The sequence below is a fragment of the Nitrosophilus kaiyonis genome (assembly GCF_027943725.1).
Classification (GTDB): Bacteria; Campylobacterota; Campylobacteria; order Campylobacterales; family Nitratiruptoraceae; genus Nitrosophilus_A; species Nitrosophilus_A kaiyonis.
The window spans coordinates 1345028-1358262 of record NZ_AP025696.1 but is presented as its reverse complement, the minus strand read 5'-3'; the positions used below and the strand labels follow the sequence as shown (position 1 = coordinate 1358262).

General features: G+C 30.8%; 14 protein-coding genes. 1 reads left to right on the top strand and 13 read right to left on the bottom strand.

Annotated features, from left to right (window positions below):
* Window positions 1–34 precede the first annotated feature (34 nt).
* Genes QML81_RS07160 through QML81_RS07150 form a run of 3 tightly spaced genes read right to left on the bottom strand, consistent with a single transcriptional unit; the run spans window position 35 to window position 2492 of the window.
* Entirely contained in the window at window positions 35–1459 is a 1425-nt protein-coding gene (locus tag QML81_RS07160) for a cbb3-type cytochrome c oxidase subunit I (protein WP_281950740.1), read from the bottom strand.
* Entirely contained in the window at window positions 1446–2141 is a 696-nt protein-coding gene (locus tag QML81_RS07155) for a c-type cytochrome (protein ID WP_281950739.1), read from the bottom strand. The genes QML81_RS07160 and QML81_RS07155 overlap by 14 nt, the downstream gene beginning before the upstream one ends.
* Before the next feature lie 12 nt (window positions 2142–2153).
* On the bottom strand, window positions 2154–2492 hold the full coding sequence (locus tag QML81_RS07150; protein WP_281950738.1) for a hypothetical protein: 339 nt from the start codon (window positions 2490–2492) through the stop codon (window positions 2154–2156).
* A 254-nt stretch (window positions 2493–2746) separates the two neighbouring features.
* Between QML81_RS07150 and QML81_RS07145 the strand changes: the two genes are divergently transcribed.
* Entirely contained in the window at window positions 2747–3385 is a 639-nt protein-coding gene (locus QML81_RS07145; protein WP_281950737.1) for a Crp/Fnr family transcriptional regulator, read from the top strand.
* Between the two features lie 18 nt (window positions 3386–3403).
* On the opposite strand, the gene QML81_RS07140 is transcribed toward QML81_RS07145, so the two are convergent.
* The 10 genes from QML81_RS07140 to QML81_RS07095 all read right to left on the bottom strand — a co-directional run bounded on the left by QML81_RS07140 (window position 3404) and on the right by QML81_RS07095 (window position 13157).
* Window positions 3404–3934, bottom strand: a complete 531-nt coding sequence (locus QML81_RS07140) for a PAS domain-containing protein (RefSeq protein ID WP_281950736.1) — start codon at window positions 3932–3934, stop codon at window positions 3404–3406.
* 9 nt (window positions 3935–3943) lie between these two features.
* Window positions 3944–4294 carry a chaperone NapD gene (locus QML81_RS07135; protein ID WP_281950735.1) on the bottom strand — a complete coding sequence of 117 codons (351 nt, stop codon included), beginning with the start codon at window positions 4292–4294 and terminating at the stop codon, window positions 3944–3946.
* Complete coding sequence (locus tag QML81_RS07130) at window positions 4291–5244, bottom strand: WD40 repeat domain-containing protein (protein WP_281950734.1); 954 nt, start codon at window positions 5242–5244, stop codon at window positions 4291–4293. The genes QML81_RS07135 and QML81_RS07130 overlap by 4 nt, the downstream gene beginning before the upstream one ends.
* On the bottom strand, window positions 5241–5717 hold the full coding sequence (locus tag QML81_RS07125; RefSeq protein WP_281950733.1) for a 4Fe-4S binding protein: 477 nt from the start codon (window positions 5715–5717) through the stop codon (window positions 5241–5243). Before QML81_RS07125 ends, QML81_RS07130 begins: the two co-directional genes overlap by 4 nt.
* The gene (locus QML81_RS07120) at window positions 5718–6299 is read right to left on the bottom strand and encodes a nitrate reductase cytochrome c-type subunit (protein ID WP_281950732.1); all 582 of its coding nucleotides are present in this window, start codon (window positions 6297–6299) and stop codon (window positions 5718–5720) included. It lies immediately after the preceding gene.
* Complete coding sequence (gene napH, locus QML81_RS07115) at window positions 6286–7134, bottom strand: quinol dehydrogenase ferredoxin subunit NapH (RefSeq protein ID WP_345741140.1); 849 nt, start codon at window positions 7132–7134, stop codon at window positions 6286–6288. The genes QML81_RS07120 and napH overlap by 14 nt, the downstream gene beginning before the upstream one ends.
* Window positions 7112–7924, bottom strand: a complete 813-nt coding sequence (gene napG, locus QML81_RS07110) for a ferredoxin-type protein NapG (RefSeq protein WP_281950730.1) — start codon at window positions 7922–7924, stop codon at window positions 7112–7114. The genes napH and napG overlap by 23 nt, the downstream gene beginning before the upstream one ends.
* Before the next feature lie 47 nt (window positions 7925–7971).
* A complete protein-coding gene (gene napA / locus QML81_RS07105; protein ID WP_281950729.1) occupies window positions 7972–10779 on the bottom strand; it encodes a nitrate reductase catalytic subunit NapA in 2808 nt (935 codons plus the stop codon).
* A gap of 380 nt (window positions 10780–11159) precedes the next feature.
* Window positions 11160–12485, bottom strand: a complete 1326-nt coding sequence (locus QML81_RS07100; RefSeq protein WP_281950728.1) for a type IV pili methyl-accepting chemotaxis transducer N-terminal domain-containing protein — start codon at window positions 12483–12485, stop codon at window positions 11160–11162.
* 9 nt (window positions 12486–12494) lie between these two features.
* Window positions 12495–13157, bottom strand: coding sequence for a Crp/Fnr family transcriptional regulator (locus QML81_RS07095; protein ID WP_281950727.1), 663 nt, complete (start codon window positions 13155–13157; stop codon window positions 12495–12497).
* Window positions 13158–13235: the final 78 nt, after the last annotated feature.

Genomic DNA, 13235 nt, shown 5'->3' with positions numbered 1-13235 from the left:
AATTTTACTAAACTTTATATTCAATTTTTCTTAATTAAGCTGTTGCGGCTGCTGCCTCAGTTACTTCAGCTGGCTGTTTTTTAGCAACAGTTAATAGATCATATACTAAAAATCCATATCCAACAACTACTGCAAGACCAGCTGCCAATCTCCATCCCATACCTTGTACAAACCATTGATTAGCTTGAGCTATAAAATATCCTTCCCAAGTAGCACCATACATACCTCTTTCTACCATTGTTTGAGTGTATGCTGCAAGAGTTAAAGAAACACTCATTAATAAAACACCAGTTGTAATTAGAGAAATTGCCCACCATCCAGCTTTAGTCATTCTCATCTCTTTTAGTCCAGCTTTTCCTTGAACTCCAAGATATATAGCTGCTATCATAATAGCAACATATGCTCCAAAGAAAGCTAAGTGACCATGAGCTGCTGGCCATTGTGTACCATGTGTGTAAAGATTTATTTGTGGCAATGTATGCATAAATCCCCAAACACCTGCACCTAAAAAGTTACCAAAAGTCTCAACTGTAAGCCATGCAAATGCTGGAGTATTTTTTATATTGTTTCCTTTACCTCTCTCTTTACCCCAATCATAAAGAACATGAACAAATAGACCAACTAATGGAACTGGTTCAAGTGCTGAGAAAAGTGCACCAATTTCCCACCAATATTCAGGTGTACCAATCCAGAAATAGTGGTGACCTAGACCAAGTATACCTGATCCAAACATCATAGCTACTTCTATCCATAGCCACATTTCAACAACTTGCCTATTTGCATTAAGAGTTTTTATAAGAATATAACCACCAACTGCTGCAACATAAACTTCCCAAGTTGCTTCAACCCATAGGTGAACAACCCACCACCACCAATATTGATCAACTGCAATATTATCAGTATAAAACATTCCAGCAAGATATAAACCTGCAAGTGCAATTAAGTCAGCCATCAATACTGCTAAAATACCAGTATGCTTACCTTTCATTACTGTTGCATATACATTATAAAGGAATATTAAAACAACAACTACTATACCAATATCAGCCCATCTTGGAGCTTCTATATACTCTCTTCCTTCAGTAATCAACCATAAAGTTGTCTCATTTCCTGGTCCAACTTGAATGAAAAGATATACAAGTACTACAACAGCAACTGCTGCAGTTAATACATAAAATGCTAAATTACCAAGTTTTACTCCAACAACTTCTACACCTGCTTCATCAGGTAAAAGCCAATATACTGCACCTATCATTGCATATAGTAACCATACCACCAAAGCATTTATGTGTAACATTCTTGCAATAGAAAAATCTAAAGTATTAAATAGAAAATCTGGATATAAAAATTGAATAGCTGCTACAAGCCCAAATAGTAACTGGGCACCAAAAAGAACTATTGCCACAAAAAAGTATTTTAGAGCTAATTTTTGTCCCTCATACAATCTATTTCCTTGCATCTACAGCTCCTTTTATCTTACCAAAGTTTCTTGGAAATCCATTTGTATCAATTGCTGACATAAATTTTAAATAAGCAACAACAGCTTTTGCTTCTTCAGCTGTAATTCCTAAATTTGGCATCATTCTTTCATGAGTAGGATATTTATCAGGATTTTGTAAAAATGTTGCCATAGCCTCTTCTTTTGAACTAGCTCCTGTCATTGCTTGCATTGAACCTTCAGGTCCCCAAGCTGGATCTAACCATGCTTTTGTTAAATCTGGAGCATAATATGCACCATTACCAAGAAGTGTATGACAATCCATACAGTTTTTAGCTTGAATTGTTAATTTTCCTTTATGAATTAAAGCTCTTGCTTCTTCTTCACTATAATCATCTCTTCCAAAAAATTTCTCTTTTTCTTCATATTTACTTTTACCATTTGCATCCATGCCACCAATAATTGGAACTTCATGTCCTCTTATTTTATTTAATTGGTAATCTATTTTATAATTTATTACCAATGGAGATGGTATTCTTTTATCCACCTTATTTTTAATATCATCGGCAGTACCCATTTGCATTTGACCCATTGAATCAAATGTTAAAAAAACTAAAAGAACAGATGCAACTCCAGTTACCCACGTCGCAGACCTACGCCAAAAACGGTTACTAGTCCAGACAGATGTTGGTCTATTTTCCATTTTACCTCCTTATCAGATTTGATTAATTTCTGTTTCTTTTTCATATCTATTATGGACTTGTTCAAGTATAAAATAGACAATATGTGGAAAAATAAGATACCCAATCATTGCTCCAACAAGCACTTTTTGAGTATAAGGCTCAACCTTTAAAAGATATCCTAAATAATACATACATACTGCTTGAATACTCCAAGAAATATATGCAAAAATCATTTGATATCTTTTAACTAACTTTAATTTAACTAAAGTAAAAAAGCCAGCATATCCAGTACCAAATAATATTACCAATGCTGCTAAAACAAAAATTGATAAAAAATCAGTATATGGAATATCTGGCATATAATATTCCATGACTCCTCCTTTTTAAATTAGGTTTAATTTTTTATTAAACCTTTACTGTAAAAAATTTTATTATTTAGTTTCAGATTTTTCTTTGACATTAGTCAAAAAACTTAATTAAATTGCTTTTTTACATAAAAATTAAAATTAATTTTATTTTTTTGTCACTTTTAAGTCACAAAAATTATATTATCTATTTGTGATAATAAGTTTTTAAATAAAAAATATATATAATCACTCTCTATAATAAAATATATGAGGAACATATGGAAACTTTAAGTAAATTTTATCTCTTTGAAAATTTAAATAGCGATCAACTTGAAAAGCTTCATTCAATATCTAAAACAGTTGATTTTAAAAAGGGAAGTATTCTTTTTTTTGAAGGTGAAAAGCCAAAATCTTTGATTTTACTAACAGATGGAGTTCTTCAAATTTACAAAACAGATCAAAAAGGTAATAAGATAGTACTTCATAATTTTTTTCCAAACTCCTTAATTGCTGAAATTGTAAATCTTGAAAAAATACCATATCCTGCAAGTGCAGAATTCATAACTGATGGGCAAGCAGTTTTAATTGATTATGAAAAGTTTGAGAAAAATTTTTTAAGAAATCCTGATTTTTGTTTTATATTTATAAAATCTTTAACAAAAAAGATAAAATATCTTGAAGATGTTATTACAAATAATGTAGTAATGAACTCAACCTCAAGAGTTGCAAAATATATTTATGAACATGAACATGAATTTGCAAAACTCAAAAAAAGTCAAATTGCAGAAAAACTGCATATGGCCCCTGAAACGCTTTCAAGAATTTTAAAAAAATTAAAAACTATGAAACTTATTGAAAAAAGTGAAAGTGGCTTTAAAATAATAAACAAAGAGGGGTTGAAATCTATTTATGAGTAAAAGGACAAAAAAGTCCTTTTATAAGTTTTTAATAAGATTTTCTAACCATTTTGTAGGCTCAATATTTTCTTCTTTTGCTTTACTAACCATTTTATAATAAACATCATATGAAATATAAGAAACTTCACGTATCTTCTCTTTATCTTCAAGTCTCATTTCATCATAAATTTTTTGCATTTGAATTCTTTTTTCTTTTGGTACAAAACTTCTCATTGATTTATACTCTACAAGTTTTCCATCTTTATATACTCCGCTTACTTCTGCATATACCCAATAATATCCTTTATCTTTCCTTAAGTTTTTAACATATCCTCTCCAAATCTTTCCATTTTTTATAGTTTCCCAAAGGTCTGTAAAAACCCTTTTGGGCATATCTGGATGTCTAAGTATACTATGAGGTTTTCCTATAAGTTCATCAGGTGTATATCCTGAAATTTTTGCAAATGTCTCATTTGCATAAGTTATTATTCCTTTTAAATCTGTTCTTGAAATAATTAATTCATCTTTAGGAACTTCAGTCTCAATAAACATATCATAAGTTATATCCATGATATACCTTTATATATATTTTTTCTTTAAATCACCATGATAGACTATCTCTTCAGCTTTTACATCTTTTTCCAAAATTTCTGGAATTGGCTTTTTTTGAATCTCTAAATCTTCTCTTAATGCATCAAGCTCCTCTTCACTATATGAATAGATTAAATCTGCACTTAAAACTCCCTCTAAAAATTGTAAAGTTTTAAGTTTATTTATCTCTTCTTCAGTATTTTCACCTTCAATGGTAACAACTATATATCCTTTTTCATCTACTATATGAATATCACATACATTTGACTCTTCTACTCTTTTTTTTACATCTTGTAAATCATTTGGATTACATCTAATTACACAACTACTAAGCGTCATTTTAACCTCCATAATATAATTTCCCCAGTTTCACTTCCGGTAATCATTAAATTTTTATCTAAAAACCTTATAACATTTACAATATGAGTATGACCTATAAATCTATATTTTAAATCATATGATGAAGTATCTATACCTTTTAATATAAATTTCTCATTATCTCCATATATCGCTAATCTATTATCTGGAGATAATCCAACTGCATATATAAAGAATTTAGGATTTTTAATAGTTTTATAATTTCCAGATTTTATATTATATAAAGCAAATGTTTTGTCAGCCCTACTTCCAGCAGCTACTAAATCTTTATTTATAAAAATTGATAATATTTTATCTTTATTTATATCTTTGAAAACTTTTACATTTTCTAAAGTTTTGGTATCTACAACAATTACCTCTCCTCCCTCATCACCAATAGCAAAATATTTTCTATCTCTTTCAATTGAAGAAACTGAATAAAAATATTCTCCTGCCCTTTTTCTTTTTAAAACTTTCTTGTTTTTTATATCATATAAAACTACTTCATCGCTCATCAAAACTAAAATAGCTTTTGTTTTATCTACAAATTTTGCAGCCTTTGCATACATCATCGCTGATTTATCTAAAACTTTTTCTTTTTTCCCATCTTTATATATAAAAAGCTCACTATATCCCTCTTCTGCTTGAGCTAAATATAAAACAGTATTATCTAAAACATCAATTGAGTATATATCAGCATTATTAAGTTCACCCATAAAATCTTTTACTTTTCTAACTTTTATCTCTTTTAATCTATTTAAATCTTTATCTAATATCAATACTTTACTTGCATCAGTTGCTACATAAATTTTACTATTTTCTATCGCTATATCAAGGACAGCAGCACCTATATCTATCTTTTTAAAAGGTTTAATATCTACAGCAAAAGCAAAAGCAAAAATAGATAAAAGTAAAATAATTATTTTTTTCAAATTTCCCCTCCGATTTCAATTGCAAATGTAGGACAAACTCCTATACAAAATCCACATCCATTACACTTTTCATTTATTTCAGGATTAAAAAGAGCCATAAAATCAATAGCATTTACATCGCATATATCTTTACACATACTGCATATTGTTTTATTCCAAGCCACACATTTTAAAATATCAATCTTTACTTTTGGAAGCTCTTTTTTATATTCAACCTTTAATACATCTTTTTCACATACTTTTGCGCACTCATCACAAAATGTGCAACCAGATTTTGAAAAGTCTAAAGATGGTTTATCATTATTTAAAATAATTATCTCTTCCTCACAAGCTTTTATACAAGGTTTATTTTCACACTCTTTACACTTTTCAAAATCAATTATTTCATTAAAATATGGAGGATAGAGGTGTATATCCTCTTCCTCTCTTTTTGTTGGGATTAATTTTTTAAAAAAATCCCTTCTATTTTCCACCTATTTTACTCCCTCATTTAATTTATCAAGTAGAGTAGATTTATGTTTATTTGTTGGATCTCTAAATTCAGGCTTAAATGTATTTGATACTAAAGGTTTTACATTTGCCTGTGGTGCATGACATTGAGAACAGTTAAATCTTTGTGGAGCAATATCATTTGGATTACTATGAACTTTTGATGCTCCAGCATATTTATGCAACTTCTCTTTATTAGATGCAAAAAAGTCTTTAAAATGTGTTGGTGAAATTGGAGTAGCACCCACACTTGATGCAACATTTGGCATATGACAATCTAAACAAGCATTATGCTCTTTTGTAATAGGAAGCAATCCTTCCACACTATGAGGAATCAATGGTGGAGCATTTTCATAACTTCTTTCAAATCTTTTTGCAGTACCAGGAGCTGCTTTTGTATATTCTACAGGTGGTGGTGTAATTTTGCTTTCATCAGTCAATGGAACATTTCTATAGCTAATTTCAGTCTCATCAATGGCTTTTTGTGAAGCAGCACCACATCCTGCAGCTAAAAGTGCAGCTGCCAATAATGAAAAGCCAATACCTTTCAATTTATTTAGCCTCATTTTCTTCTCCTTTTTTTATAAAGTCTCTTATACCAAAATTTAGGGCATCATCATCGCACACCTCTACACATCTTCCACAAAGTGTACATTCACCCATATTTATGCCCATACTTTTTTTTCCTATCATAAAAAGGACCTCTTTTTCTGGACAGACATCTTTGCATTTCATACATAAAGTACAGTTTGGCTGGTTGTGTTTTACTCTGAAAAGACTAAATCTTCCAATAATTGAGTAAAATCCACCTAAAGGACATATGTGTCCACACCAACCATTTTTTAAAACAAATAGGTCAAATAAAAATATGGTAACAATTGCTGCCCATCCAAATCCCATCCCAAAAGCCAAGCCTCTATGTGTCATAGAGACTGGACTAACCAGTTCAAAAGCAGCAGTCCCAAGTAAGAAAGAGAGAATAAATGATAGACCAATAGCCCAATATCTTATATTCCTACTTGCCCACCATTTTTTCTCTACTTTATCTAAATTAAACTTTCTTCTTATCCAGTTAGCAAGGTCTGTTACCATATTTACTGGACATACATAACTGCAAAATGCACGCCCACCTATTACCATATAAAATAGAGTTATTATTATTGCTCCTAATATTGCATCCATTGCAACTATTGAACCTGTTGCAAATATTTGTAATACTGCATATGGGTCAGCTAAAGGCACTTTTTCTAATAATAGGGATGAACTTAAATTTCCTTGTAAAATTTTCCATCCCCAAATATTAGCGCCAATATATAGGATGAGAATAGATATTTGAGTGATTCTTCTAAAGATTAAAAATCTATATTTTTTCCATATTCTACTCAAAATCAATTCCTTCATTTAAAGATTCTACTGCACTCTTTTTGCTTCTTGGAGTAACAGTAGTTTGAATACCTTTGCTACCTTTTAATCTTGATTCATCACTCTTTTCCCATCCTTTAACATAATGCTCTCCTACCTTTCCTAGAGCTACTTCTCTTGGTAGAACCCTTATTGCAGCTTTTTCAGTAACACATGCATGTTCGCAAAGCCCGCATCCTGTACAATAATCTGGATCAACAACAGGAAGCAGTTTTGCGTGTTTTCCTGTTCTTTCGTTTCTTCTTAGCTCCATAAAAATTGCTTGGTCCAAAAGCGGACATGCTCTATAACATGCATCACACTGTATTCCCCAATAGGCAATACAGTTTTTAATATCAACAATTGCAACACCCATTTGCATCTTTGTAATGTCAAAGACCCTCTTGCCATCTTTTACAACAGAAACACTTTCTTCATCCAATGCTCCTGTTGGGCAAGGTGGAACACAAGGGATATCCTCGCACATATAGCAAGGAATATCTCTTGGAATAAAGTATGGAGTACCAGTTGGCTTATTGTCTCCTGGCTTTGCCAACATTAATGTATCATATGGACAAGCCTCAACACATAAACCACATTTGATACACAAACTTATAAAATCTTCTTCTTTTTTAGCACCAGGAGGTCTAAGAATTAATGGAGCTGCTTTAACTTCTTCAACATAAGCGCTCCAAAGTAGACCTCCAACTGCTGCTATTGCAACATTTTGTGCCATCTGGACAAGAAATCTTCTTCTCTCACTTATTTTAGGAGCTTTTTTCTCATCCATCCCCACCCCCTTATTTACTTTAGAATTGTTCAAAACAATCCCTTCCTTTATGCTTTATAAATTTTAACTGCACATTTTTTATAGTCAGTTTGTTTAGAGATAGGACATGTAGCATCTAAACAAACTTTATTGATATAAACCCTTTCATCAAACCAAGGAACAAAAACAAGACCTTTTGGCGGTCTATTTCTTCCTCTTGTTTCAACTCTAGCTTTTACTTTACCTCTTCTACTTTCTACCCAAACGAGATCACCTCTTTTTACTCCACGTTTTTTAGCATCTTCTGGATGCATATAGCATAGAGCTTCAGGAACAGCACGATAAAGTTCTGGTACTCTCATTGTCATAGTACCACTATGCCAATGCTCTAGTACCCTACCAGTACATAGCCAAGTATCATATTCATTATCTGGAGTTTCAGGTGGCTCCATATATGGTCTTGCAAATATTTTTGCTTTATTAGGTAGATGAACTTTTGGTTTTGATTTATCTGGACCAGTTAAGCTACCTTGTGGTATAGCTTTAAGTGCATGTCCATAAAATGCAAATTCACCTTTAACATGTCCTTTATCTTTTTCTCTTTTTGCATAAGGGTCATAATTAACATTAAATCTCCAAGGTGTATCTTTACCATTTACAACTGGCCATCTAAGACCTCTTACTTTATGGTAAACATCAAATGGAGCATAATCATGGCCACGGCCAGCACCAAATTTTCTATACTCTTCCCAAAGAGCTTTTTGGATAAAGAAACCATATCCTTTCCATGGTTTACCATCAGCTCCTATAACATTTCTTTTATCACCTTCAGCTTCAGTATTTTGGAAACCTTCTCCAATTGGATCAGGCCATTTGAAAGATTTATAATAATCATTTGCAAATAGTACATCATACAGAGTATCATCAGGGCTATATCCCATTTTTTTAGCTTCATCAAGAACATTTGGAAGAACTGTTCCATCAGGAAGCTTCCACTCTTTCCAAACCTCTTTTAATTTAAATCTTTTTGAAAATTCAACATATTGCCAAATATCAGGCATAGCATCACCAACAGGAGTTACTTGTTGTCTCCAGTGCTGAGTTCTTCTTTCTGCATTACCATAAGCTCCCCATTTTTCATAAATCATTGCACTTGGTAAGATTAAATCAGCTACTTTTGCAGAGATTCCTGGATAACCATCACTAACAACAATAAAGTTGTCCATTGTTCTTGCTGCTTTTATCCAGTGATTTGCATTTGCTGTATCTTGCCATGGATTACATACATGAACCCAAGCAAATTTAATCTTTCCATCTTCTAGGTCTCTCATTATTTTTACAATATGGCTTCCAACTTTAGGATTTAGAGTTCCTTTTGGTAATTTCCAAATTTTTTCACTAATTTCTCTATGTTTAGGATTGAAAACAACCATATCTGCTGGAAGTCTGTGAGCAAATGTACCAACTTCTCTTGCTGTACCACAAGCACTTGGCTGACCAGTTAAACTAAATGCGCCACTTCCAGGTTTTGCTTGTTTTCCAACAAGAAAATGAACCATGTAGCTTTGCTCATTTACCCAAGTACCTCTTGTATGTTGGTTCATACCCATTGTCCAGAAGCTTACTACTTTTCTTCCTTTTTCTACATAATAATCTTTTAATCTTACAAGTTTTTCTTTGAAACTCTCTAAGCTTTCATCTGGATCACCTTTTGCAACTCTTGCAACATAATCAAGAGTATAAGGCTCTAAAGCTTTTTTAAACTCTTCAAAGCTGATAGCCCAATGTTTACCTGCAGCTTTTGCATGTTTCATTTTCAAAACATCAACATCTTTTCCAAAAGGTTTAAGAGCTACTTTTTCATCTTCAGTTAGTTTTTTAGCTGCTTGATGAGAAACAGTTTCCATCTCTTTAGAAGAGTATCCAAGCTCTTTAGCATGTTTTGGATTTCTCATACCATAACCGATATCAGGAAATCCTGTAGCAAAAACAGTGTATTCTTTTACAAAATCCCAATCTATTGCGTCTGGATGATCATAAACTATACTTCTTGCAATATAGTTCCAAATAGCAAGGTCAGTACTTGGTTTAAATATGATAACATCATCTGCTAAGTCACATGTTCTATGAACATATGTTGATAAAACAACTACTTTAACTTTGTCTGGGTTAGATAGTTTTCTATCAGTACATCTTGCCCAAAGAATTGGGTGCATTTCAGCCATATTTGAACCCCAAACAGCGATCGTATCAGTTAACTCTATATCATCATAACATCCAGCTGGCTCATCTATACCAAATGTTTGGATAAATCCTGCAACCGCACTTGCCATACAGTGTCTCGCATTTGGGTCAATATTGTTACTTCTAAAACCAGCTTTCATAAGTTTTGCTGCTGCATAACCCTCTTGAACAGTATATTGTCCTGAACCAAAAAATGCAACACCAGTTGGTCCAAGCTCATTATAAGCTTTTTTAAACTGCTCTTCCATTACATCATAAGCTTTTTTCCAGCTAACAGGTCTAAATTTTCCTTTTTTATCAAATTCACCTTTATCATTCATTCTAAGTAGTGGTTGAGTTAACCTGTCAGCGCCATACATAATTTTTGCAGTAAAATAACCTTTGATACAGTTAAGTCCCCTATTAACTGGTGCTAAAGGGTCACCTTTTACTGCAACAATTCTATCATCCTTTGTTGCAATCATAATACCACAACCGGTACCACAGAAACGACATACTGCCTTATCCCATCTCCAACCGGCTTCTGCAGCTTTACTTGCAGCTTCCATCTCTTTTGGAACTGAAAGTCCCACTGCACTTGCTGCAGCTGCAGCCGCACTGCTTTTTAGAAAATCTCTACGACTAAGTGCCATATATGCCTCCTCTTAAAATTTTGCCTATCAAGGCAATATTAGATTAACGTTAAAAATTTTATATATTTTTATTTGATTCATCATTGACTTGAGTCAAAATAATAAATAAAATTTAATATCTTAATTAAGATAATTTATATCCTATTTGTTAGACATCGGACATTGGACATTAGACATTAGTCATTGGAAATTAGAAATTAGCACTTGAAACTTAAAACTATTTTGGCATTTGATGTTATATAATAGATATAAAGTTATTGGTAAGAATTAATAATAATTGATAATGTTAATTGAATTGAAAAGTTAAAGGGAGAAAATAAAATGGATAAGCTATGAAAGAGTGAAACAGCCAATATCTAATGTCTAATGACTTAATGACTCTATTTCTTTGTTTGTTCTAAAATATTAGAAAGATTTTCATGAAGTTTTTGCAGTAGTTTTGCACTCTTTTCTAAATCTTCAAGTGACTGTATTGCTATATCTTCACTTGTATCAAGATATTTTTCCAACTCTTTTTTTTGAGTTTTATCTATATCTTTGGCATTTTTTTCTAAAAGTTCACTAACATCACTTAACTCTTTAGTAAGATATTCTGAAGTTTTTATTGCATTTTGTGCATCTATAATCATTCTATCAACTTTTTGTATAAAATTTTCAAGTCTTTTAGATGCTATTGTTAATTCATCAGTATGTTCACATATTTTAGATTCATCTTTATCAAAAGAGATTAGAGATTTTGATTTTTTCATAAACTCTTCAAAATGTTTTTGAATATTTATAATTAAAAAGAATGAATAAAAAATTATAACTATTGCTATCATTGCTAGGATATATTCTATATTTTCAAGAAGAGTCCTTTGTCTTTCTGAATATATTGTATACATAGAAACAGCTTGGTCCATTCCATTTAACAGTATATTGTTAAACTCTTTTATATAATCTACTGTATCATTTAATTTACTTTGCATCTCAATTAGATTTTTGGCATGTAAAATATATTCATTCCAAAAACTATAATTTTTCTCCAAAATATCTTTTAACTCTTTAATTTCTATTAAATCTTTATCGTTATAAAACTGTTTTAGTGTCATATCATAAAGATGAAGCGTCTCATAAAATATTCTATAATATCTTGGATCTGATTCGTTTAAATACAAAAGTAAAAAATACATCATTCTTTGACTAAGCATTCTTTGTCTTCCAGCTTTATCAATATAATATCCTTTAACATTTGTTTTAACCATAGTTTTTACCACTTTATCAGATATATTTAAAAGATAATCATTATTGTCAAAAACAAAATTTTTTTCATTTTCTATTTTTAAAATAATTTTCTTAAAAATCTCAATTTTTTCTTTAAAAGGGAGCCATAACTTTTCAACCCTTAAAAGCTGCTCTTTTATCTCCAATGTAGGAGGTGGATAAATACCTCTTTTTTTATCTCCATTTAATAAAGAGTATAAATTTATTTCAAAAAGATTTTGTGCATCATTTAACTCTTTTAACTCTATTATCCTTGCCGTTTTTAATCTAAAAATCTCTTTACTAATTTTTTGAGTAAGCATTCTCTCTTTTCCAGCAATATTAATAACTATAGAATCGTTTTTACTTTTTTGATTTATATAAATAACAGAAGCCACAATTGCTATAATTGTAAGGGATAAAGCACCGCCAATGAATTTTATTTGAGATGTAATTTTTTTCATAAATTTTCCTTACTCAAAAATCTCTCTTAGCCCTTCTTCATCTAAAATCTCAATAATTCCATGTTCACTTTTGATAAGTTCTCTTTTTATAAGTTTTTTTAATATTCTTGATAGAGTTTCTGGCTGAATATTCAATCTATATGCTATTTCTTGTTTTTTTAATTTGTTAAAACTATCTATATCATTTACTAATGTATAAGCAACTTTTGCAACACCATCATAAACAAGTTCTCTATTTATAAGGCACTCTAACAGTTGATTTCTTTTTGCAAAAATCTCAACTACCTTTAATAATATTTTAGGATTTTTCAAACAAAAGTTTTTGAAACTTTCATAATCAATTATCAAAATTTCACAAGGTTTAACACACTCTATATTTCCAAAACAATTTATTGAGTTTTCTTCTAAAGAGCTAATCTTTGTAATCATATTATCGCTTTCAATATCATACAGAAATATCTCATTATCAAATCTATCCACTTTATAAACTTTTACATGGCCAGATTTTAGATAATAAAGCTGCTTTTTTAAATCATTTTCATAATATACAATCTCTTTTTCATTGTAATGTTTTATTTTAATAAAAGAAGATAGTTCTTGTAGCTGATTTGAGTCAAGGTCTTTAAATAAAAATAGGTCTTTTAAATCTTCAGGTTTAGCTTTTTTTATCATATTTCACCTTTTTGATGAATGTCATTATATCAAAATATATTTTTAGATAAAATTGGCAAAAATTTTTAAGGATTATAT

Bases quoted from the DNA above. Each gene is read 5' to 3' on its own strand.
- QML81_RS07095 (WP_281950727.1), bottom strand. From the start codon at position 13,157: ATGATAAAAAAAGCTAAACCTGAAGATTTAAAAGACCTATTTTTATTT.
- QML81_RS07145 (WP_281950737.1), top strand. From the start codon at position 2,747: ATGGAAACTTTAAGTAAATTTTATCTCTTTGAAAATTTAAATAGCGAT.
- QML81_RS07140 (WP_281950736.1), bottom strand. From the start codon at position 3,934: ATGGATATAACTTATGATATGTTTATTGAGACTGAAGTTCCTAAAGAT.
- QML81_RS07155 (WP_281950739.1), bottom strand. From the start codon at position 2,141: ATGGAAAATAGACCAACATCTGTCTGGACTAGTAACCGTTTTTGGCGT.
- napA (WP_281950729.1), bottom strand. From the start codon at position 10,779: ATGGCACTTAGTCGTAGAGATTTTCTAAAAAGCAGTGCGGCTGCAGCT.
- QML81_RS07135 (WP_281950735.1), bottom strand. From the start codon at position 4,294: ATGACGCTTAGTAGTTGTGTAATTAGATGTAATCCAAATGATTTACAA.
- QML81_RS07100 (WP_281950728.1), bottom strand. From the start codon at position 12,485: ATGAAAAAAATTACATCTCAAATAAAATTCATTGGCGGTGCTTTATCC.
- QML81_RS07150 (WP_281950738.1), bottom strand. From the start codon at position 2,492: ATGGAATATTATATGCCAGATATTCCATATACTGATTTTTTATCAATT.
- napG (WP_281950730.1), bottom strand. From the start codon at position 7,924: ATGGATGAGAAAAAAGCTCCTAAAATAAGTGAGAGAAGAAGATTTCTT.
- napH (WP_345741140.1), bottom strand. From the start codon at position 7,134: ATGAAGGAATTGATTTTGAGTAGAATATGGAAAAAATATAGATTTTTA.
- QML81_RS07160 (WP_281950740.1), bottom strand. From the start codon at position 1,459: ATGCAAGGAAATAGATTGTATGAGGGACAAAAATTAGCTCTAAAATAC.
- QML81_RS07120 (WP_281950732.1), bottom strand. From the start codon at position 6,299: ATGAGGCTAAATAAATTGAAAGGTATTGGCTTTTCATTATTGGCAGCT.